Annotated in this window: 19 protein-coding genes; 12 read left to right on the plus strand and 7 right to left on the minus strand. The window is 73.9% G+C overall.

What is annotated here, in order from left to right:
• The 3 genes from G9H71_RS16805 to G9H71_RS16815 form a co-directional block, all read left to right on the plus strand.
• Window positions 1–1,036: hypothetical protein (locus G9H71_RS16805; protein WP_231134972.1), on the plus strand; the 1,036-nt coding region annotated here is incomplete at its 5' end.
• Window positions 1,033–1,737: a hypothetical protein gene (locus G9H71_RS16810; protein ID WP_166283852.1), complete on the plus strand. Its 705-nt coding sequence runs from the start codon at window positions 1,033–1,035 to the stop codon at window positions 1,735–1,737. The genes G9H71_RS16805 and G9H71_RS16810, both read left to right, overlap by 4 nt.
• A 298-nt stretch (window positions 1,738–2,035) precedes the next feature.
• Window positions 2,036–2,470 carry a GyrI-like domain-containing protein gene (locus G9H71_RS16815; RefSeq protein ID WP_166283854.1) on the plus strand — a complete coding sequence of 145 codons (435 nt, stop codon included), beginning with the start codon at window positions 2,036–2,038 and terminating at the stop codon, window positions 2,468–2,470.
• Between the two features lie 172 nt (window positions 2,471–2,642).
• Here the strand turns inward: G9H71_RS16815 and G9H71_RS16820 are convergent, their stop codons facing one another.
• Entirely contained in the window at window positions 2,643–3,755 is a 1,113-nt protein-coding gene (locus G9H71_RS16820) for an Ig-like domain-containing protein (RefSeq protein WP_166283856.1), read from the minus strand.
• A 402-nt stretch (window positions 3,756–4,157) separates the two neighbouring features.
• Here G9H71_RS16820 and G9H71_RS16825 point away from each other — a divergent pair, with 402 nt between their 5' ends.
• Window positions 4,158–4,796 carry a hypothetical protein gene (locus G9H71_RS16825; RefSeq protein WP_166283858.1) on the plus strand — a complete coding sequence of 213 codons (639 nt, stop codon included), beginning with the start codon at window positions 4,158–4,160 and terminating at the stop codon, window positions 4,794–4,796.
• Between the two features lie 152 nt (window positions 4,797–4,948).
• On the opposite strand, the gene G9H71_RS16830 is transcribed toward G9H71_RS16825, so the two are convergent.
• Entirely contained in the window at window positions 4,949–5,317 is a 369-nt protein-coding gene (locus G9H71_RS16830) for a hypothetical protein (RefSeq protein WP_166283860.1), read from the minus strand.
• 429 nt (window positions 5,318–5,746) lie between these two features.
• On the opposite strand from G9H71_RS16830, the gene G9H71_RS16835 reads away from it, so the two are divergent.
• The 5 genes from G9H71_RS16835 (at window position 5,747) to G9H71_RS16855 (ending at window position 10,439) form a co-directional block, all read left to right on the plus strand.
• Window positions 5,747–6,433, plus strand: coding sequence for a hypothetical protein (locus tag G9H71_RS16835; protein ID WP_166283862.1), 687 nt, complete (start codon window positions 5,747–5,749; stop codon window positions 6,431–6,433).
• Window positions 6,434–6,606: 173 nt separating this feature from the next.
• Entirely contained in the window at window positions 6,607–7,116 is a 510-nt protein-coding gene (locus tag G9H71_RS16840) for a SigE family RNA polymerase sigma factor (RefSeq protein WP_166283864.1), read from the plus strand.
• A gap of 1 nt (window position 7,117) precedes the next feature.
• On the plus strand, window positions 7,118–8,323 hold the full coding sequence (locus tag G9H71_RS16845) for a TolB-like translocation protein (RefSeq protein ID WP_166283866.1): 1,206 nt from the start codon (window positions 7,118–7,120) through the stop codon (window positions 8,321–8,323).
• Window positions 8,324–8,416: 93 nt separating this feature from the next.
• A complete protein-coding gene (locus tag G9H71_RS16850; protein ID WP_166283868.1) occupies window positions 8,417–9,403 on the plus strand; it encodes a sucrase ferredoxin in 987 nt (328 codons plus the stop codon).
• A 100-nt stretch (window positions 9,404–9,503) separates the two neighbouring features.
• Window positions 9,504–10,439: a DMT family transporter gene (locus G9H71_RS16855; RefSeq protein ID WP_166283870.1), complete on the plus strand. Its 936-nt coding sequence runs from the start codon at window positions 9,504–9,506 to the stop codon at window positions 10,437–10,439.
• Between the two features lie 46 nt (window positions 10,440–10,485).
• On the opposite strand, the gene G9H71_RS16860 is transcribed toward G9H71_RS16855, so the two are convergent.
• Both G9H71_RS16860 and G9H71_RS16865 read right to left on the minus strand, forming a co-directional pair.
• Window positions 10,486–11,952 carry a fused MFS/spermidine synthase gene (locus G9H71_RS16860; protein WP_166283872.1) on the minus strand — a complete coding sequence of 489 codons (1,467 nt, stop codon included), beginning with the start codon at window positions 11,950–11,952 and terminating at the stop codon, window positions 10,486–10,488.
• A gap of 147 nt (window positions 11,953–12,099) precedes the next feature.
• Window positions 12,100–12,798, minus strand: coding sequence for a TetR/AcrR family transcriptional regulator (locus tag G9H71_RS16865; RefSeq protein WP_166283874.1), 699 nt, complete (start codon window positions 12,796–12,798; stop codon window positions 12,100–12,102).
• 177 nt (window positions 12,799–12,975) lie between these two features.
• Between G9H71_RS16865 and G9H71_RS16870 the strand changes: the two genes are divergently transcribed.
• The gene (locus tag G9H71_RS16870; protein ID WP_166283876.1) at window positions 12,976–15,231 is read left to right on the plus strand and encodes an MMPL family transporter; all 2,256 of its coding nucleotides are present in this window, start codon (window positions 12,976–12,978) and stop codon (window positions 15,229–15,231) included.
• A gap of 212 nt (window positions 15,232–15,443) precedes the next feature.
• Entirely contained in the window at window positions 15,444–16,391 is a 948-nt protein-coding gene (locus G9H71_RS16875; protein ID WP_331273067.1) for a glutathione S-transferase family protein, read from the plus strand.
• A 40-nt stretch (window positions 16,392–16,431) separates the two neighbouring features.
• Here the strand turns inward: G9H71_RS16875 and G9H71_RS16880 are convergent, their stop codons facing one another.
• From G9H71_RS16880 to G9H71_RS23140, 3 genes are all read right to left on the minus strand, one after another.
• On the minus strand, window positions 16,432–16,695 hold the full coding sequence (locus G9H71_RS16880; RefSeq protein ID WP_166283880.1) for a hypothetical protein: 264 nt from the start codon (window positions 16,693–16,695) through the stop codon (window positions 16,432–16,434).
• A gap of 78 nt (window positions 16,696–16,773) precedes the next feature.
• Entirely contained in the window at window positions 16,774–17,013 is a 240-nt protein-coding gene (locus G9H71_RS16885) for a hypothetical protein (protein WP_166283882.1), read from the minus strand.
• Window positions 17,000–18,400, minus strand: coding sequence for a PspC domain-containing protein (locus G9H71_RS23140; protein ID WP_196792203.1), 1,401 nt, complete (start codon window positions 18,398–18,400; stop codon window positions 17,000–17,002). The genes G9H71_RS16885 and G9H71_RS23140 overlap by 14 nt, the downstream gene beginning before the upstream one ends.
• A gap of 167 nt (window positions 18,401–18,567) precedes the next feature.
• On the opposite strand from G9H71_RS23140, the gene G9H71_RS16895 reads away from it, so the two are divergent.
• Window positions 18,568–19,482 (plus strand): PspC domain-containing protein (locus tag G9H71_RS16895; RefSeq protein ID WP_166283884.1); only part of this gene is annotated, 915 nt, incomplete at its 3' end.

Genomic DNA, 19,482 nt, shown 5'->3' on the forward strand with positions numbered 1-19,482 from the left:
ATCGCACGCTCGCAGCGTAGCGATTCACGGTCATGCCGCTGACGTGGCGCGGCCGCGGGTGCCCGGTCCTGCCGTCGTGCGGATGTCCCCCCCGGCGGTCGAGGAGCAGCACCGACCAAGACGGATTGGCGGGTTAGCGATCTCGACCGAGCCGACCGAGCCGACCCGGCCCGCGGAGGTGCCAGACTCCCGTCCCATGCCCCACGTGCTCGACCGCTGGTCCCGGAGCTTCTGGCGTCTCGCCGGCCGGGCGGTCGATCTGGACGGCGCCGACTCCTGGCTCGATGCGCCGGTGAGCGCGACGGCGAGGGTCGGGGGCGGATGGCTCGACGTCGAGGCGGCGGCACGCGGATGGACCCTGGACCGCGGTGGCCCCGAGGCGGGCCTGCTCCCGTCGATGGCGGCGCTCGACGGCCCCGGCTTCGACTCAGCACAGCTGCGACCGGCCATTCGAGACTTCTACGAGCACACCGCGGCCTGGGACATGGAGGTGTGGAGCAGCTGGTCGCCGGTGGTCTGGCCTGCAGGCGAGCTGGTCGCGCGCCTCTACGCCCGCCGGGTGGAGCAGCTCGCGCTGCCGATGCGCCCCCTCGACGTGGCCCACGGAATGGACAGCCAGGTCACCGTGGTGCGCGACGGCGCCGGCGAGCAGGTCGCGGCGGCCTGGGTGCGGACGCTGCGAAGCAACGGCCGCCATGTCTTCAGCGGCAGCTATGCGACGCGCACCCTCCCCCGTGCGGACCGGCCGAGCATCCACGTGACCTTTCCGCTCGAGTCGGGCAACGTACAGGTGTTCCTACGACCGTCCGTCACCAAGGACGGCGGGCTGCGCCTTGAGTCGCCGTGTGGCGGTTTCGGTCAGGACGGCGCGTACGTCGTCGTGCGCGAGGGCCGCGACGTCGCCGCCCGCGTGCCGCTGCATGAGACCTTCCACGTGTACGTCGACGGTCGCGGGGTGCTGCGTACCGACCATGAGCTGCGGGTCGGCAGGCTGTCGGCGGTCCGGCTCCACTACCGGTTGGAGCGCGCGTCGTGACCGTTCACAGCTTGCACTTGGTCGAGCTCCCGCGCTGGGTGACGGCGAGGGCGCTCGCCTGGCATCCGTCCGGCAGGACCGTGGCCGGGCTGGCCCACGCCGAGCCGCTGGCCCTGATGCGGCTCGGCGCGCCGACGCTGTCCCCGGACCGCCTGCAGCTGAGCCGTCTGGCCGTGTTCGCCCAGTGGGCCGATGAGGCGGCACTGGAGAGGTTCCTTCGCGAGGACGCCCTCGGGCGCCACCTCGCGAAGGGCTGGCACGTGCGCCTGGAGTTCCTGCGACGCTGGTCCACCCTGGCGGCCCTGCCCGGGCTGCCGGTGCGAGCCGGCGACTGGGACCGGGAGGAGCCGGTCGTCGCCGTCACCGTGGCTCGGATGCGCATGCGGGAGGTGCCGCGCTTCCTCCACTGGGGCAAGCCCGTCGAGCGGCTCGTCCGTGACCACCCTGGCACGACCCTCGCCCTGGCCGGCTTCCGCCCCGCACGGACGATCGCCACCTTCTCCGTTTGGCGCACAGTGCGCGAGATGGAGGAGATGGTGCACGGCGGGTCGTCGGTCCTGCAGCCGGAGCGGCACGCCGCGGCGATGACCGAGCGCGACCGCCGCGACTTCCACCACGAGTTCGCGACCTTCCGATTCCGCCCGATCTCGGAGCACGGCGCGTGGGAAGGGCGCACCTGCATCGTGCCCCGGGCGCGGTGACCCCCGCGTAGCGCTGCGCGGCCAGCCGGCCGTGCTCGCGGCTCGGTCGGTTTCGTACGTGGAGGCTAGCCGCACCCCGCTGGGCCTGCTGCCGCGTCTGGGCGCGGCCAGTGCCTGCTGCCACTTCGCGACCGGCGCGCCTCTGCGCTGCCCCTGAGAGATGCTGCCCCTGAGAGATGAGGAGCGGCCGGCCCGGGGTGCTTGTCCGGAGCCGTCAGCGACTGATCCGTTGCGCGCTCGTGGGTGCCGTGGCGCAGGCAGGTGCAGGAACTCCTGCCCTGCCCGGTAGGACAGGAGCATGCAGATCCTTCAGCGACGACCGACCGTGGTCGCCGGGCTCCCGGTGACCGCCAAGTTCGACCAGTTGGCGAAGGAGGTCCCGGAGGCGTGGGCGCGGTTGTTCGCGCGACGTGCCGACCTGCCATCGCCACAGCGCGGCTACGTTGAGCTCAGCGCCTACGTGGGCGATGGCGTTTATGCAGAGACCCTCGGCGTGGAGGTCCTGCCGGAAACTCGGCTTCGAGGGGAGTGGGCTCTCGCCCTTCTACCTGCCGGGGACTACGTACACCATGTGTTCCGCGGTGCGGTCCCAGACATCGGGACCGCCTTCGGCGAGATGCACGACTGGGCAGAGGGCCAGGGTCGCACCATCGGCAGCAGGAAGCTCGATGTCGGCTACCTGCCCGACGGCCGGGATGGTCAGCATGAGCTGTGGGTCGAGCTGCTGGACTAGCCGCTGGAGCTTCCCGTGACGTCCGCGAACCGCAAACGCCCTCGCATGCCACGGTCGCGCGCCCGCTCCTGCGGCCGTCCTGCCTCGCGCGTGCGAGCGCCGCCACGTCTGTCCCTAGCTTCTCGGCAAGCTGACAACAGGGAACGGCACCCCGCGCTCCTGCGGCCGTGCGTCAACCGGCCACGTGCGGCTGGCTGTCCGGGAGGACTGTCACGCGCACCGTCGCCGTCTCGCTCTCCTGACCGAAGCGGTCGAGAGCGGCGTAGGTGAAGGTGTCGATGCCGGTGAACGGGTCGTCGTAGTCGGGGACGTAGCGGAAGGAGCCGTCCGTGTTGAGCGTCACGACGCCATGGCGGGGCTCGGTGACGAGCTGCGCCCATACCGCGTGGGGGTCGTTACCGAGCAGACCAGGGGCGCCGACGTTCAGTTCGTGCCGCTGCTCGACGACGTAGGAGTTGTCCACGGCGTCCGCGACCGAGAGGGCGTGCTGCGTCAGCCACCAGCTGACGTCGACGTCGAAGGTGAGCGGTCCGGCCGGGGAGGACAGCGTCCGCCGCAGCGCCGGGCCACCGGCAACGGCTCCGGTCAAGAAGGTGTTGAGCACGCCGGCGTCGTAGTCGGACGTCGAGCCGGCGGCGAAGCTGTTGTCGGCACCGCGCAGCGGGCCCCAGATCGGCGGGCTGAGCTCGGCGAGGTAGCAGCCGAAGACGTCGCAGTCGTTGTCGGCGACCTGGACCTGCAGGCGCAGGCCGTCCTCCGCGTCGTCGGCGAGCGAACCGGTCGTGTCCAGCCGCTCCCCGTCCGAGACCCCCTCGAGGCCGCGTGCAAGGGTCTTCCAGTTCCAGTTCAGCTGCGCGTGCACGGAGACCTCCGCGTCAGCCCAGTCGCTGTTGTCGCGCACGGTGACGCTGTTGACCCGCACGTGGCCCTCGAGCGCCAGCGTCCACTTCTTGACGACGATGTCCTGCTTGTTCCCGTTGACGTAGTCGAGGTGCAAGGTCAGTTCGTAGGGCCGGCGAGGCAGCAGCCCGCGTACGACCGGGTCGATGCGCTCGCTCGGCACCTGCGTCGCCGTGGTGCGGACGGGGTCGGTCCCGTGGTGCGCCGTCAGCGTGACGGTCGCGGGCACGGTGGTCGTGATGTGCGCAGTGGCCGTGTCCCAAGTGGACTCGAAGTGCAAGGTGTTGCCCGGGGAGGCAGCAGCGGGGGAGGCCGCGTGCAGGCTGACTGCAACTAGCGCTGCGAGCAGTGGGAGTACGAGGGCAACGGGGCGTGTCGAGGGCATGACGGGTCCTTCCGGAAAGTGCGCCCGGTTGGCGCGGCCCTTCCACGTTCGCTCGCTGGCTCCCCGGGCGCCTGAGCACCAGCTACTCAACGAGCCGCCGGCCAACACGCTTCAGGGTCGAGGCATGGGTTCCGCCCCGACCGCCAAGCCACCCCACACCGCGCGTACGGGAGACACATGCGCACACGCCGCGCCCAAGGCGCTCGCCCGCCAATGTCGATCGGGGTCAGCAGCAACAGGTGCTGCTCGCAGCCGGCGTCCTGGCCGCCTCCGACCTGAGTCCGCACGACCGGATCACCGTCGTGCTGGGAACGATCGAGACTCGAGAGCCGTCTCAGGGCAGGCGCTGCGCGAAACACATGCGCGGCCGTTGAGCAGCAAGCCGTACGACAGGAGGAGCACATGATGCGACGTCGGGGGATGGCCGCGGGGGCGCTGCTTGCAGCGCTCGTGGCCATGCCGCTGCTCGGGCCCGCCGCGCCCGCGTACGCCTGCAGCTGCGCTAGCCAGTCCGACAGCGAGGCCCTCGCACGCGCCGATGCGGTCTTCGTGGGCGAGGTCGTGCGCGAGCGCCGCCCCGACCGGTCGAAGGCCTCGAACGACGGAGTCACGTACACGGTCGGGGTACAGGACGTCCTGAAGGGGACGGCGACGCGCGAGCAGGACGTGGTGTCGGTGGTCTCCGGCGCGAGCTGCGGTCTGGAGAACGTCGCGGGGCGCATGCTGTGGTTCGTCAGCGCCCCGACGGCGCAGGCGTGGCTCGTCCGCGCTGAGCAGGGGCAGTACGTCGGGTTCCTCTGCTCGGGGACCCGCCCGCTGCCCGCCGGGGACGCGCTGCCCGCCGCGCTGGCCGAGCTCGAGGCGCGGCCGCCCCTGCCCACGGTCGATTCGACGCACGCGCAGAGCCGGCCCGCGGACGAGCGCCCATCCCGGGGCACGCTCGGCCTGCTGGCTGCCGGGGTGCTCGTCGCGGGTACCGGCGCAGTGCTCACCGTGCTCCGCCGCAAAGCCGTGGTCGGGCGGGTTGGCGCGGCCGACTGACCGCACTGTGGAGTCGCAGTCGACCCCGTGCACAACAGGCGCGTGAACGGGACCAGGTGAGCTGGCGCCTCAGCAGCCGTGTCTGCCGTGCAACCGAGGATTCGGCCGTCTATCCGGTCCTGCTTGCCGACCGCGCGCCACCCCGCAATCCTTCAACGCGGCTCTGCCCCTCCTGCGCGGGCGACGACGCGCAGGCCCGCCAGCGCTGCTGATCCACCGACCCGGGCGACCACCGCGAGCAGCGCCCCGCCGATTCCCAGCACGGGACCGAGGCCGTCGCTACCGATCGCAACTGACTCCACGACGGCGTACAGCGACCCGGCAGCGCCACCGAGCAGGGCGTGAGCAGAAAGAAGCACCACGGCGCTCGACATTCCGATGGCCCGCTCCGCGATCAGCGCGACGGGCAGGCCGAGAAGCAGCAGGCCAGCGGCGACCGTGCCAGCCAATCCTCCTATGGCCAGCGCAGTCGCAAGCGAGTCCTCGGAGGCGAGCACCTGCGCGCCGACGACAGAGGCCACGACGGTGCTCGAGACAGCGCAGCCGAGAAGAGCGGCGCCGAAAGACAGTGGCCGCAGGCCCGTGCCAGCGAGGAAGAGCAGGCCGAGTTCTGCGCGCGTGGGCCTCGTAGGCGCAGATCTACACTCGGTCGAGCTACTCGAGTGTTCGCTGGCGCCCGGCCAGCTCGGTCGATCGCTCTTGCCGCGGACGGCACGGGGAGAAGCCGGAAGCCGAGCCTGTGCGTGAGGCGGGAGGGTGAGCCTGCAGGTGCGATCAGCCGTGCTGAACAGGCCCGAGGAAGCCGTGCCCATCGACGCGGTTGTGCGTCCACCCGTTCCACTGCAGGGGAAGTGCTTCGTCACGGAGCTGCGCGCCGACAGGAGCTGCTCTCTCGCCGCACTCCGGGTTCGGAGGCAGGACAACACTGACGGCTTCCGCCCCCAGCGCTGATGGAGTGGGACATCGCCGGCGGGCGCCCACCGACGGAGGCCGAGGCCACGTTCCTCGCCGCGCTCGACCCGCCCGCGGCGCTGGGACGTCGGGCCTGGCTGCACCAGGACGCCGAGGGGCCCTGGCTGCTGCTCGTGCTGGCTCTTCCTGAGCGCCACGCCGGGGTCGCCCTCCGTCTCGACTTCGACGGCGCCGGCCTCCGCGGCGGTTGGAACCCCCAGCACCTCATCGGCGGTGAGCCGCAGCGCGCTCTCGAGTCCGAGGTGGCGTTTCACGGACCGAGCGGGCTCGACCTCGCCGGCGCCGAGCCCCGTGCACTGGCCCGCGTGGCAAGCGATTGGCTGCACCAGGAGTACGCCGATGCCGAGGCCCGGCGGGACTACGTGCCACCGTCGTGGGTCGCGCCCGGCGTCCTCGTGCGCATCCTCGCTGACGACGAGAGCCCTCACGACGAGCACCACGGAAAGCTAGGAATCGTGGTGACGTACCTCGTCACGGACGGCGTGTTGCTGAGCTACGGCGAGCACCGGGAGAGCGGCATCTTCGCGGCCGAGATGCTCGAGCCGGACCCGGCGCTGTCGCCGGACGAGCAAGGCCTAGCCGCCGCCCTGCCCGCTGAATGGGCTGCCTTTCGGGAGCGCAAGGAACGAGACACCTCCCACGACGTCCACGGCACGCTCTCCTAGTCGTCAGTGCTCGGCACAGTCGCAGTTTCATATGCACGTGCTGCAAGTCGCGCACCGGCTCGTGCCGTGACGGCGGGCGCGGAACTCGAGTCCTCGTCCTGCCCAGAGAAGTCAGCCGCCCGAACCCCCAACCTGGAGACACGCCCCAGCGTCTCCCTGAGCATGGGGCGTAGATGAGCGACGAGCCGAGCACGTTCGAGGAGTTCGTCGCCGCGCGCGGACCGACCCTCGCCCGGTCTGCCTACCTGCTGACCGGCGACCGGCATCTCGCCGAGGACCTCCTGCAGTCCGCCCTGGCCCGGGCGCTGCCGCGGTGGAGCCGGATCGAGGACCCGGAGGCGTACCTCCGTCGGGTCCTCTTCACCGAGCACGTGTCCTGGTGGCGTCGGCGCCGCCGGCTGACCGAGGTGCCGCTCGACGACCACGACGCCCCCGCTCGCGGGGACGGCGCCGACGAGGACGTGCCGCGCCGGCTCGCCGTTGAAGCCGCGCTCCGCTCCCTCACTCCGAAACAGCGCGCCGTGCTCGTCCTTCGCTTCTACGAAGACCTCAGCGAGGCCGAGGCCGCCACAGTGCTGGGCGTCTCGGTCGGCACGGTCAAGAGCCAGACCCACGTCGCGCTCAAGCGACTGCGCGCCCTCGCCGGCGTCCACCCAGACCTGTCGCTCCCGGAGAGGAACTGACGTGACGACCGACGTCCGCGACATGCTGCAGGACATCGCTGAAGCCGCCCCGTGCCGCCCGGACGCCTGGGCACGCAACGCCCGGTCCCGCGCCGCGCAGCGCCGCCGCCGTCAGCGGGTGGTGGGTGCCTGGACCGCGGTGGGGACCGCCGCAGTCGTCGCCGTGACCGCCGGCGCGACCTGGCCGTTCTCGGACCGCTCGTCGCTGCCCGGAGCGCCGTACGTCATCGAGGACCCGGGCCGGTCGTTGCCGTCCGTGCTCGACCAGCCCATCGCGGCGGCTGCTGCGCTGGCCGTCGACGGCACGCGCATGTTCCTGGTGGACGCAGCCGGCGACGGTGAGCGCTCCCTTCCCGACCACGTCGGCGGCCACGAGGTGCCTGACGAGGTGGACGCAGGCTGCCTTCCCGCGCTCTCGCAGGACGGGTCGCGGCTGGCCTGGGCCGACTGCAACGTCGACCACCCGGTCGTCACCTCGCTCTCGGTGCTCACCTTGTCGACCGGCGACGTGCAGCGCGTCCCCGTGACGGGGCCGGAGTTCCGCAGCGACGTCGGCGGGACAGCGAACCTGTCGCTCGTGTGGTCGCCGGACGGCACGGCGATCGCGCTGCTCAACGCCAACGTCGCCGCCGTCGTGGAGCTCACCGACGGGCGGCTCACGCCGGTATCCGAAGGCTTCGCCATGCAGGCCGTGTGGTCCCCGGACAGTCGGCGGATAGCGGTCTTCGACAACGTGCTCGCCCCCGGCGCGATCGGTGCGGGGGTCTTCTCCCGGGACCTCCGCACCAAGGTGAACGTGCAGGCGCTGGTCCCTCGCCAGGAGGTGGGCGGGACGTGGGTGTGGGGGCCGGACGGCGACACGCTCTCGACGTCCGTGCTGCACGACGGCAAGGCCGAGATCATCCTCGTGCCCGCCGACGGCCGCGGGCGTGTGCGCCGGATCGAGCTGAAGGGTGAGCTCGCCTACTCGACCGGCAAGGTGCCGAGCCTGCGGGGGTGGCGGGGCGGCCGCCCCGTCATGCACGTCTTCCCGCCGATCGAGAAGCGGTCCCCGGGCGGCTGGGTGACCTACGACCCTGCCGCCGGCCAGGTCGAGCCTCTGCTGGCCGTCGAGAACGACGTCTGGGTCGCGCAGATCCCCACGGACATCCTCGCCGACCAACCCCTGGGGACGGTGCAGGCTCGTCCCACACCCGCAGCGAGCTGAGCCCGAGGGGTTAGCCGGAGTGCCCGTCCGGGGTACGCAGGGTCGGCAGGCGCTCGGTTTGTGCCGGCACTTAGGCCCGCCTAACCTAATGGAGTGACGATCGCCCCCGAGCGCGCTTCGGCCGCAGTCCCGGCCCGGACCGGAGCGGCGCAGCCTGCGGCGGAGGCCGTCGAGGGGCTCGACGCCCCCCGGTGCGCCGTCGCCTCGCGCGGCTCCGGCGAGCTGCAGCGCGGGACCGCGGCGCCCGTCCGGTCCTGGCTGCTGGTCGAGCAGCCCGGCGCCTGGTCCCGGGCCGCGCTCGCCGAGACGCTCGCCGCGGCGCTCGCCCCGGCCGACCGGCGCCGCCTCGGCCACCTGCAGCGCGAGCAGCTGCTTCGCGCACTGCTGGTCCGCCGCCCTGGGCGGACCACCGACCCGTCCGGGCCGCGTACCGTCCTCGTCGGCTCGGCGGTCCCGGGCGAGGCGTGGCTCGAGCGGCTCGTCGTCCCCGACCTGCGCGCGCTGGCCGACCTCGACCTCGAGGCCGTCGCAGCCGGCCGCCCCGGGCATGGGGAGCCGGTCGACGGCCCGGCGCTGCTCGTCTGCACGCACGGGGCCAAGGACATGTGCTGCGCCGTCGAGGGCCGGCCGCTCGCCCGCGCGCTCGAGGCGGTGCACGGGGACCGGGTGTGGGAGTGCAGCCACGTCGGCGGCGACCGCTTTGCCGGCAACCTCGTGGTGGCGCCGCACGGGGAGTACCACGGGCACCTGGACCCCGCCGGCGCGCTCACGGCCGCTGCCGCGGCGGTCGCGGGCCGCGTCGAGCTCGCCGGGTTCCGCGGTCGCTCGGCGTACGACCCGTGGCAGCAGACCGCCGAGCACGCCGTCCGCGTACGCACCGGGCTGCTCGGCCGGGACGAGGTCCGTTGCGGCCCGTCCCGCGAGGACTCCGGGCGCGTGCACGTCACGGTCTCCACGCGGCGCGGCGCCTTCGCCGTGCAGATGGAGCGCCGGGTGCAGGCGGAGGTGGCCGCGAGCCGTTGCCGCGGGCCGGTGCTGCCGGTGGACTACGCGGTCGTCGCTCTCACTCCTGCCGGCTGACGCAGCGCTCGGCGGGCGGGGAATGCCCGGGCGAGCCCCGCGCTTCTGGACCGTCGGTGGCGGGGGGAGGATGCCCGCGACGTCGATGAGGGGAAGTCCAGTGAAGGCGACCACGATCGGAGCGCTGTTCGTCGCGGGCGGCGCGGTGCTCTGGGGCACCGACGCACTCTTCCGCGGCGACATGGCCGAGTCGGTGCCGGCGGCCACGATCGTCTTCTGGGAGCACGTCGTGCTCGCCGCCGTCACGGCCTTCGCGATGCCGGCCGCCCTGCGCCTGCTGCGCCGCGCCGGCTGGCGTGTGGTGCTCGCGGTCCTGGCGATCGGCATCGGCGCGTCCGCGGTAGCGACGGCGCTGTTCACCGAGGCATTCAGCTACGGCGACTACACGACCCCGGTGCTGCTGCAGAAAGTGCAGCCGATCGTCGCGGTCGTCGGCGCGTGGCTGCTGCTCGGCGAGCGCCCGCGCGCCGGCTACGGGCCGTTCCTGCTCCTCGGCCTCGTCGGGGCCTGGCTGATCGCGTTCCGCGACCCCTTCGACGTCTCGTTTGGCGAGGCGCGGCCGGCGCTGCTCGCCCTGGCCGCCGCAGCCCTCTGGGCGGCGGGCACGGTCCTCGGCCGCTACGTGGCGCCGGTCTTCGCGCCCCGCGAGCTGACCGCCCTGCGGTTCTGGTTCGGCCTGCTCGGCGCGGCCGCCGTCGTCGCGGTGACCGGGTCCTCGCTCACGGTCGGCGGGGAGTGGCACGTACGCCTCGTGCTGCTCGCGCTCGTGCCGGGCCTGGTCGCGATGCTGTTCTACTACCGCGGCCTCAAGCGCACCCCCGCGATGGTCGCGACCCTGTGCGAGCTGGCCTTCCCGCTCACCGCCGCCGTCGTCCCACCGCTCCTGCTCGACGAGCCAGCGCTCTCGGTGAGCCAGGGCGTGGGCGTCGCGCTCACCGCGGCGGTCGTGCTCGGGCTGACGCTGGCGCAGAGCGCGGGGCGCCGCCGCGACGCGGGCGTCGTCGAGGCGCCGGACCGCGCGCTCGCGTCGGCCTGAGCCCCGGGGCGCCGCGCCGGCCTGAGCCCGGGCGTCGGCGCCGGCCTCAGCGCGAGTACGGCGTGAGCAGCTGGTCCACCGGGGCGTAGTCGTCGGTCAGCACGTCCGCGCCACCGACGAACGCGTCGAGCCCGCCGCCCGAGACCAGCTGGGCGGGGTGGTCGGCGGCCAGCCCGAGCGCCTTCAGCAGCGCGTCAGTGTCGAGCGGCCGGTCGCTCGCGAGCACCACGAAGTTGCCGCCGGCGGTGTCCAGCCCGCCGTCGTGGGCGATCAGGGCCACGTGGTCGAACACGTCCCGGATCGTCGCGATCTCGGCCTTGAGGAACGCCGCCGGCGGGTAGTCGATCACGTTCGCGACGTAGGTCCCGCCCGGGCGCAGCACGCGGTCGACGTCCTCGACGAGCTGGCGGGTCGCGAGGTGCCACGGCACCGAGAGCGACCCGAACGCGTCGCCGACCACCACGTCGTACGCGTCGTCGGCCACCGACCGCATCGACCGCCGCGCGTCGCCCGTCCGCACCTGCAGGGCCGGTCCCTCGCGCAGGCCGAGCTCCTCGCGGGCGATCTCGACCACACTGGGGTCGAGCTCGAGGACGAGCGAGCTCGACCCGGGGCGGGTCGCCTCGATCCAGCGCGGCATCGTGAAGCCGCCGCCGCCGATGTGCAGCGCGCGCAGCGGCGCCGGCCGCGGGTGCAGCGCGTCGAGCGCCGCGCCGAACCACGTGGTGTAGGCGAACTGCAGGTAGGCCGGGTCGTCGAGGTCGACGTAGGCGTGGCGCAGGTCGTCGAGAACGAGGGTGCGCCCGCCCTCACGCCCGGGGTCGGCGACCACCTGGGCGCAGTAGTACGCCGTCTCGGCCTCGCACGGCCCGTCGACCGTGACGAGGGCCGCGCCGACAAGGGCCGTGCCCGCGGCGGTCGCCGGCAGCAGGCGGGCCGCGTGCGGCGTGGCCAGCAGCCCGAGCAGGAGGAGCACCCCGCCGACGACGCCCAGGATCCACGTCGTGGGCAGCGTCGCCACCAGGACGTAGCCCGTCAGCACGCTGCCCGCGAGCCCGCCGAGCGTCCCGAGCGCGGACAGCCGGCCGACGACGCGCCCGGTCTCCCCGAGGTCGGACAGCCGCATCTTCACCACACCGGGCGAGACCATCGACAGCACGGCCACCGGGACCAGGGTCGACGCGCCGACCAGGACGATGCTGGCCAGCGGGCCGCCGCCGGCGTCGGACACGCCTGGGCCGAGCGCGTGCACCAGCGGGCGGACGGTCAGCACCAGCAGGCCGCCGACGATCGTGGCCGCGCCGACCCAGCTGGAGGGCGGACGGGCGTCGGCCGCCATCCCGCCGAGCCGGGCGCCCCCGGCGATGCCGAGCAGGGCGACCGCGATCGCGGCGGTGTAGGACTCCAGGGTCAGGCCGACGTACGGCGCGACGAGGCGTACGGCGACGATCTCGAGGACCAGCGTCGCGGCGCTGGTGACGAGCACGAGCAGGGCGGCAAGCGGGCGGGGCATGCCCCTAGCCAACCGGGCCCGCGCCCACGGCCCGGCACGTTCCCCACCTTCCCCCGCTGATCATGCAGATGTGGCGAGTTGTCCACAGCATCGTCTCCGCGGGGGCCTCACTGACGTCGCACTGTGAGCGGGGAGGGGAGGGGCACGTCAGGCCGCGGGCTCCCGGAGGCCGATGTAGCCCGCGACGGCGCGAACGAGACTGGCGAAGAGGGCGTCGGCCGGCGGCCCGGCGAGCCCGAACAGGTGCCCGAACGCCTCGAGGCACACGAAGCCGTGCAGCGACGCCCAGGCGTGCAGCATCGCCTGCGCCTGCGGCGGCGTCAGGCGGTCCAGCGGCGGCTTGTCGCAGACCGCGGCGAACGCGGCGGCCACCTCGGGCTGGCCCGGGAGCACCGGCTCGCCCGCGGCGACGGCGCCGAGCACCGGGCTGGCGAGGTAGCCGAAGGCCCGCTCGGCCGCCTCGGACTTGCCACGCTCGTCCTTGGCCACGTAGCCCGCGACGGGCAGGCCGAACACCACCGCGAACCGCGTCGGGTCGGCCGTGGCCCAGGCGCGGTAGGCCTGGCAGAGCGCGGCCAGCCGCTCGTACGCCGACTCACCGTCCACCGACTCCACGGCGAGCTCGAGGGCGTCGCCCAGCTCGACGAACGCGTCCTCGACGAGCGCGGCGACCAGCTCGTCCCGGCCGGAGAAGTAGCGGTAGAGCCCGGGCGCGGTCATGGACATCGCCCGCGCGATGTCGGCGAAGCGGAGGTCCGTGCTGCCCTGCTCGCGCATGAGCGTGAGAGCGGTCCGCTTGATCTCCTCCACGGTCGCGGCCCGGGTGATCGCGCGTCGCGTCGTCATCGACGCACCTCCTGTCCTCGTGGCCGCAGCCGCCGGTCCCGGGCATCCGGCGCGGTTCCTGAGACCGCGGGGCCGATCCATGGTGCCGCTTCCTCTTGACAACAGTACCGAGACCTCGCAAGAGTTACGAGCCATAACGCAAACACCGATCCGTAACTCAAGTTTCGAGGAGCAACGATGTCGCGTCCGGCTCTGCTCGACCCGCCCTCCACCGCACCGGCACCGGGTACGCCGGGCGGGCCGCCGCTCGGCCTGCTCGGCCGGCTGGCCGGGCTCTCCTTCCGCCGCCGTCGGCTGACGGTGCTCGCCTGGCTGCTCGCGGTCGTCGCCGCGGTCGGCGCCGGCGCGGCCTGGTCGGGGGAGTTCGAGGCCGACTACACCGTCAAGGGGTCGGACTCGCGGGCCGCCCAGGACCTGCTCTCCGAGCGCTTCCCGGGGCAGGCGGGCGACACCGTCGACGTCGTCCTGCGCGCGCCGGACGGGGTCCGGGCGGCCGAGGCGCAGGTCGACCGGCTGCTCGCCGAGCTGGCCGCCGTGCCGCACGTGCAGTCGGTGGACGACCCGTTCGAGACACCCGGGGCGCTGTCGGACGACGGGACGGTCGCGGTCGCCAAGCTCCGGCTCGACGTGGTCAACCCCGTCGACGTGCCGCTGGAGGACAGCGAGCGCCTGGTCGCCGTCGCCGAGGAGGCCGCTACCGCTGAGCTGCAGGTCGCGCTGGGCGGGCAGACCATCGCGGCGACCGAGCAGGGCGAGATCGGCTCCGAAGGCATCGGGCTCGCGGCAGCGGCGCTGATCCTGCTGCTGGCGTTCGGGTCCGTCGTCGCGGCCGGCCTGCCGATCCTCACCGCCGTCGTGGGGCTCGGTGTGAGCGCGAGCCTGGTCGGGGTCGTGGCCGGGGTGATCGGCGTCCCCGACTGGTCGACGTCACTGGCGGCGATGATGGGCATCGGCGTCGGGATCGACTACGTCCTGCTGCTCGTCACCCGCTACCGCGAGCAGCTCGCCGGCGGGCGCGACCCGTACTCCGCCGCCGTCTCGACCGCGGAGACCGCGGGCCGCAGTGTCGTCGTCGCCGGCTCGACCGTCGTCATCAGCCTGCTCGGGCTCTTCGCGATGGGCCTGGACTACATGCGCGGTGCCGCGCTCGTCACGATCCTCGCCGTCCTGATCGTCATGGCCGCCGCGAGCACGCTCGTGCCCGCGCTGTTCGGCTTCACCGGCCGCAGGGTCGACGCGCTGCGGATCCCCGGCCTGCGACCGCAGCACGGCGCCTCCCCGACGTGGACGAGGTGGAGCCGGCTCGTGCAGCGCCGGCCGCTCGTCTCCGCCGCCGCCGGCCTGGGCGTGCTCGTGCTGCTGGCGGCCCCGATGGCGGGGCTGCGCTACGGCTTCCCCGACTCCGGCAACAACCCCGAGGGCACCAACACCCGCACGGCGTACGACCTCACCGCGGCCGCCTTCGGCCCTGGCGCCAACGGCCCGCTGCTGCTCGCCGCGTCCCTGCCCGCGCCCGGCGATGCCGCGGCGGTCGAGGCCCTCGCCGAGGAGGTACGCCGCGCCCCCGGGGTCGCGTCGGTCTCCCCGGTCTCGCTGAGCCCGGCGCAGGACACGGCGGTCGTGACCGTGGTCCCGACGACCGGGCCGCAGGACCCGAGCACGGAGACGCTCGTGCGCACGCTGCGCGAGGACGTCGTGCCGCAGGCGACCGCCGGGACCGGCACGGCGGTGCACGTCGGCGGCGTCACGGCGAGCGCGATCGACAGCACCGACGACGTGGCCAAGCGGCTGCCGCTGCTCGTGGGCGGGGTCGTGGCGCTCTCGATGCTGCTGCTGCTCGTGGTGTTCCGCAGCGTGGCGCTCGCGGTCAAGGCCGCGGTGATGAACCTGCTGTCGATGGCGGCGGCGTTCGGCGTCGTCGCGTACGTCCTCGAGGGCGGCTGGGCCGGCCAGCTGTTCGGCATCGACACCCCGACCCCGCTGCCGGCCTTCATCCCGGTCCTGATGTTCGCGGTGCTCTTCGGGCTCTCCATGGACTACGAGGTCTTCCTGCTGAGCCGCATCCGCGAGCGCTGGGTCGCGACGGGCGACAACAGCCGCGCCGTGGCCGAGGGCCTCGCCGGCACCGCCCGTGTCATCACCGCGGCGGCGGCGATCATGGTCGCGGTGTTCGCCGCCTTCGTCCCGAGCCCGGCGGTCTTCCTCAAGGTGATCGGCATCGGGATGGCGACGGCGATCCTCATCGACGCCACGGTCGTGCGCATGCTGCTCGTCCCGGCCGTGCTGCAGCTGCTGGGCCGTGCGACCTGGTGGTCCCCGGCCTGGCTGGACCGCCGCCTCCCGCGGGTGCACGTCGAGGGCCGCCCCGAGCACCACGTCGAGCTGCCCGAGCCGCACCTGCCCGGCCCGCGTACCGCTCCCGCGCCGGCCTGACCCGCCGCGCGCCGGCCTGGCCCCACCGCCGACCGCCCTGACCCACCCGCGGCCGCCCACCTCCAGCGCGATCAAGCACATCTGGCGAGTTGTCCATAGCAGCCCGGCTGTGGACAACTCGCCAGATGCGCATGATCAGCGCGAGGGGTGGGGGCGGGGAGGGGCGGGCGTGGGAGGCGTCGGGTTGCGGAAGCGCGGGTAGCGTGCTCGGGGTGACAACGACAGCACAGTTCGCCCGGGAGACCAGCTCGTCGGGCGAGTTCCAGCGCCAGGCCAACCGCTTCACCCGCCGTTTCACCGCCGACGGGTCCAGCGGGCTGCAGGTCGAGCCGGGGCGCTACCGCCTCGTCGTCTGCCTCGCCTGCCCCTGGGCGCACCGCTCGCTCATCGTCCGCGGCCTGCTCGGCCTCGAGGACGTCATCTCGGTCGGCGTCGTCGACCCGATCCGCGACGAGCGCGGCTGGCGGTTCACCCTCGACCCCGACGGCCGCGACCCCGTGCTCGGGATCGAGTACCTCATGGAGGCCTACCGGGCGACCGACCCGGAGTTCGACGGCCGCGCCACCGTCCCCGCGATCGTGGACACGCAGACGGGCCAGGTCGCGACCAACGACTACCCGAGCATCACGCTCGACTTCTCCACGCAGTGGAAGGAGTTCCACAAGCCGGGTGCGCCGGACCTCTACCCGGAGGCGCTGCGCGCGCAGATCGACGAGGTCAACGACCTGATCTTCCGCGACGTCAACAACGGCGTCTACCGCTGCGGGTTCGCGACCTCGCAGGAGGCCTACGACAAGGCGTACGACCGGCTCTTCGCCCGGCTCGACTGGCTGAGCGAGCGGCTGTCCGCGCAGCGCTACCTCGTAGGAAACGCGATTACCGAATCCGACATCAGGCTCTTCACGACGCTGGTCCGGTTCGACGCGGCCTACCACGGCCACTTCAAGTGCAACCGGAGCAAGCTCACCGAGATGCCGGTGCTCTGGGCCTACGCGCGCGACCTCTTCCAGACCCCGGGCTTCGGCGAGACGGTCGACTTCGACCACATCAAGCGCCACTACTACGCCACGCACGCGGCGATCAACCCGACGCTCATCGTGCCGAAGGGGCCGGACCTGTCCGGCTGGGCCGAGCCGCACGGGCGCGAGGCGCTGGCCTGAGGAATCCGGCCCGCGCCCGATGCCACGAGGGCGGCGGGCGTCAGGCCGACAGCGGCAGTCGGCCCGGGACGCCCTCGGCGACGAGGGCGTAGGCCTGCAGCCACACGCTGAGCCGGAGCTCGGCGCGGTCCGCCCGGCGCTGGTGCATCCGGCGCTCGACGCACCGGCCGGCCAGCTCCTCGGCGGCCGCGTCGGCCACGGCGAGCTCGTGGTCGGTGCGGGCGGCGGCGATGTGGGCCTCGATGGCCTCCAGCGCCGCGCGCAGAGCGTCCGTCCCCTGGTCGGGGGCTGCAGGAGGAGTCATGGGTCCACTGTCCTGCTGCAGCCCCGCCAACGCTGTCACCGGCGTGACACGACCACCGTTCGGGTGACGACACAACGGTCAGTCCGTACGCGGCGCAGCCCCCGGCTCGGGAGCGGGCGCCGCGGGCCGCAGCGCGCGGACGGCGGCCCGGACCGCCGCCGCGATGCCGGCGATGCCCAGCCCGACGACGACCGACGGGACGACGACGTTCGCCCGGACCTCCTCGTCGGTCAGGCTGGCGGCGGCGTACGTCAGCCCGACCGCGAGGAACACCACGCCCGCGACGAGGACGGCCAGATCGAGCTCATGACGCCTCACGGCGCACCTCCAGGCTTCCGACGTTGACGTCGAGGTCGAGGACGAGGGTGCCGTTGCCGGCTCCGCTGGCGTCGGCGTAGGTGCTGGACAGGTCGCTGCCGGAGTCGTCGGGACGCCCCGGGAGCCGCAGGTCGCCGACGGCGTTCACGTCCGCGTCGATCTCGAGGGCGACGTCGTCGGGCACCAGCACGGTGAGCTCGCCCACGCCAAGGCTCGCCTCCACGTCCACGCGCTGCCCGTCGAGCGCGAGGCCCCGCAGGTCGAGGGTGGCGTTGCCCATGCCGAGGCGGTACTCCCTGGCCTGCGCCGCCTCCGCGGTGACCGGCGCCCAGGTCCGGTCGCCGACGCCGCCGCGCACGGGATTGTCCGCGATGCCGTTGAGCACGAGCACCACGATGAGGAGGACGCCGACCGGCACGATGCCGCCGGCCCGGCCCCACTTGACCGCGACGACGAGCCCGAGGCCGAGCACGGCGAGTGCGGAGCCGAGCACCAGCGGCACGTCGGCCTCCTCGCCCGCAGCCCGGCAGACCAGCGTCACGAGCCCCGCGACGACCGCGGCGGCGCTGATGGTGAGCAGCGTCAGCGGGCCGCTCTTCTCCTTCGGCTTGTCCGGCGGCGGCGACGGGACCGGGGTCACCGGCGGGGGCGGCGGGGGAGGCGAGTACGCGGTGCCGGCGGTGCGGCCGTACGGGTCGGCGGCGGGCGGCGGGCCCATCGGCCCCACGGGGCCCGTCGGCCCCACCGGCCCGAGCGGCCCGGTCGGGGCGTAGGCCGGGGGGTAGGCGGGCGGCGGCATCTGCGGCCCCGCGACCGGCGCCGGCGGACGGTCGCCGCGCAGCGCCACGAAGGCACCGAGCGCGAGGAGCGTGACCACGACGACGGCGGTGACGGAGCCGTCGCCGATCGCGCCGAAGACCGAGAGCCCCATGACCACCACCAGGATCGGAAGGATGAGCGAGGCGTCCCCTCGCCCGCGGGCCGCGCGCTCGCCGAGCGACTCGTGCTGCCCGTCCTCGGGCAGCAGCAGCCAGGCGAGGCCGTAGAGCAGCGCGCCGGCGCCGCCGAAGACCGTGAGGACAACGACCGCGACCCGCAGCACCAGCGGATCGATGCCGAAGGACCGGGCGAGCCCGCCGCAGACGCCGGCCACCTTGCGGTCGTAGGTGCTGCGCCGCAGGGCCTGCACCGCCGGCACCCCGGCGAACCAGCCGCCGGACGGCGGTGGCTGCGCCCCCGGGGGCGGTGGCTGCGGTCCCGGCGGTGGCCCGGGCGGTGGACCCCCACCGGGCGGGGGCGGCGCCTCGCCGCTGCCGGGCCCGCCGGGAGGCGCCCCGCCCGGCTTGTCGAAGCGGACCGTCGTCTCGTCGGCACCGTTGCTGTTCATGGCACCCATCCTGCGGACGGCGCGGTCGCGGGGGTATCCGGAAGTGCCCTGACGCGACCCTGGGAGGTGCCTCAGGGCGGGCCTCGGGGTCCGGGACGGCTGGCGCAGGGGCCGGGCTCAGGGCTTGTCCTGATGTCGCGGGGGCGGCGGGCTGGGACCATCGGAGGGTGTCGTCGAACCCCGCGCCCGCGCCGGCCCCGCCCCGGCCGGCCGCGCCCCCGCCGCCCGCGACGGGCCGGCGGCTCTTCCGGGCCAGCCAGGGCGCCTACGTCGCCGGTGTCGCGCGCGGCCTGGCCGACCACCTCGGCATCGACGTACGCGTCCTGCGCGGCGCGTTCGTCGTGCTGGCGTTCGCGCAGGGCGCCGGGTTCCTGGCGTACGCCGCCTTCTGGTGGCTCGCACCGCTCGCCCCCGACGCCTCCGACCCGCGGGCCACCGGCCCGAAGCGGCGGCGGCGCGAGACGGCGGTGCTCGCCGCGCTGGCCGGGTGCGGCGCGCTCGGCCTGCTGCTCTCGACGCAGATGTGGGTGAGCGTCGGCGGCTCCGCGGTCTGGCCGGTCGTCGTCGTCGGGGTGGGCGTCGTCCTGGTCTGGTGGCAGGCCGACGAGGCCCAGCGCGCCCGGTGGCGGGCGCGTACGGTCACCGACCGCCGCATCGGGCTGGCCCGGACCGGGCTCGGCGCCGCCCTCCTGGTCGCCGGGTCGATCGCGCTGCTGACCGTGCCAGGGGACCTGCGGGTCACCGGGCAGTCGCTGCTGGCGGCGGGGGTCGTGCTCGCCGGCGTCGCGCTGGTCACCGGTCCGTACTGGCTGCGCATGGCGCGCGACCTCACCGCCGAGCGGTCCGCGCGCATCCGCGAGCAGGAGCGGGCCGAGGTCGCCGCCCATCTGCACGACTCGGTGCTGCACACGCTCACCTTGATCCAGCGTCATGTCGACGACCCGCGCGCGGTGGCGACGCTGGCCCGCGCCCAGGAGCGCGAGCTGCGCGCCTGGCTCTACCGCCCCGTCGCGGAGACGTCCTCGACGTTCACCCCCGAGCTGGAGCGGACCGTGGCCGAGGTCGAGGACACCCAGGGCGTG

The sequence above is a fragment of the Motilibacter deserti genome, from assembly GCF_011250635.1.
GTDB lineage: Bacteria > Actinomycetota > Actinomycetes > Motilibacterales > Motilibacteraceae > Motilibacter_A > Motilibacter_A deserti.

What these genes read in the sequence shown, in the direction of transcription:
- G9H71_RS16835 (WP_166283862.1), top strand. Translation starts at nt 5,747, where the DNA reads ATGGAGTGGGACATCGCCGGCGGGCGCCCACCGACGGAGGCCGAGGCC.
- G9H71_RS23140 (WP_196792203.1), bottom strand. Translation starts at nt 18,400, where the DNA reads ATGAACAGCAACGGTGCCGACGAGACGACGGTCCGCTTCGACAAGCCG.
- G9H71_RS16860 (WP_166283872.1), bottom strand. Translation starts at nt 11,952, where the DNA reads ATGCCCCGCCCGCTTGCCGCCCTGCTCGTGCTCGTCACCAGCGCCGCG.
- G9H71_RS16865 (WP_166283874.1), bottom strand. Translation starts at nt 12,798, where the DNA reads ATGACGACGCGACGCGCGATCACCCGGGCCGCGACCGTGGAGGAGATC.
- G9H71_RS16815 (WP_166283854.1), top strand. Translation starts at nt 2,036, where the DNA reads ATGCAGATCCTTCAGCGACGACCGACCGTGGTCGCCGGGCTCCCGGTG.
- G9H71_RS16820 (WP_166283856.1), bottom strand. Translation starts at nt 3,755, where the DNA reads ATGCCCTCGACACGCCCCGTTGCCCTCGTACTCCCACTGCTCGCAGCG.
- G9H71_RS16840 (WP_166283864.1), top strand. Translation starts at nt 6,607, where the DNA reads ATGAGCGACGAGCCGAGCACGTTCGAGGAGTTCGTCGCCGCGCGCGGA.
- G9H71_RS16880 (WP_166283880.1), bottom strand. Translation starts at nt 16,695, where the DNA reads ATGACTCCTCCTGCAGCCCCCGACCAGGGGACGGACGCTCTGCGCGCG.
- G9H71_RS16870 (WP_166283876.1), top strand. Translation starts at nt 12,976, where the DNA reads ATGTCGCGTCCGGCTCTGCTCGACCCGCCCTCCACCGCACCGGCACCG.
- G9H71_RS16825 (WP_166283858.1), top strand. Translation starts at nt 4,158, where the DNA reads ATGATGCGACGTCGGGGGATGGCCGCGGGGGCGCTGCTTGCAGCGCTC.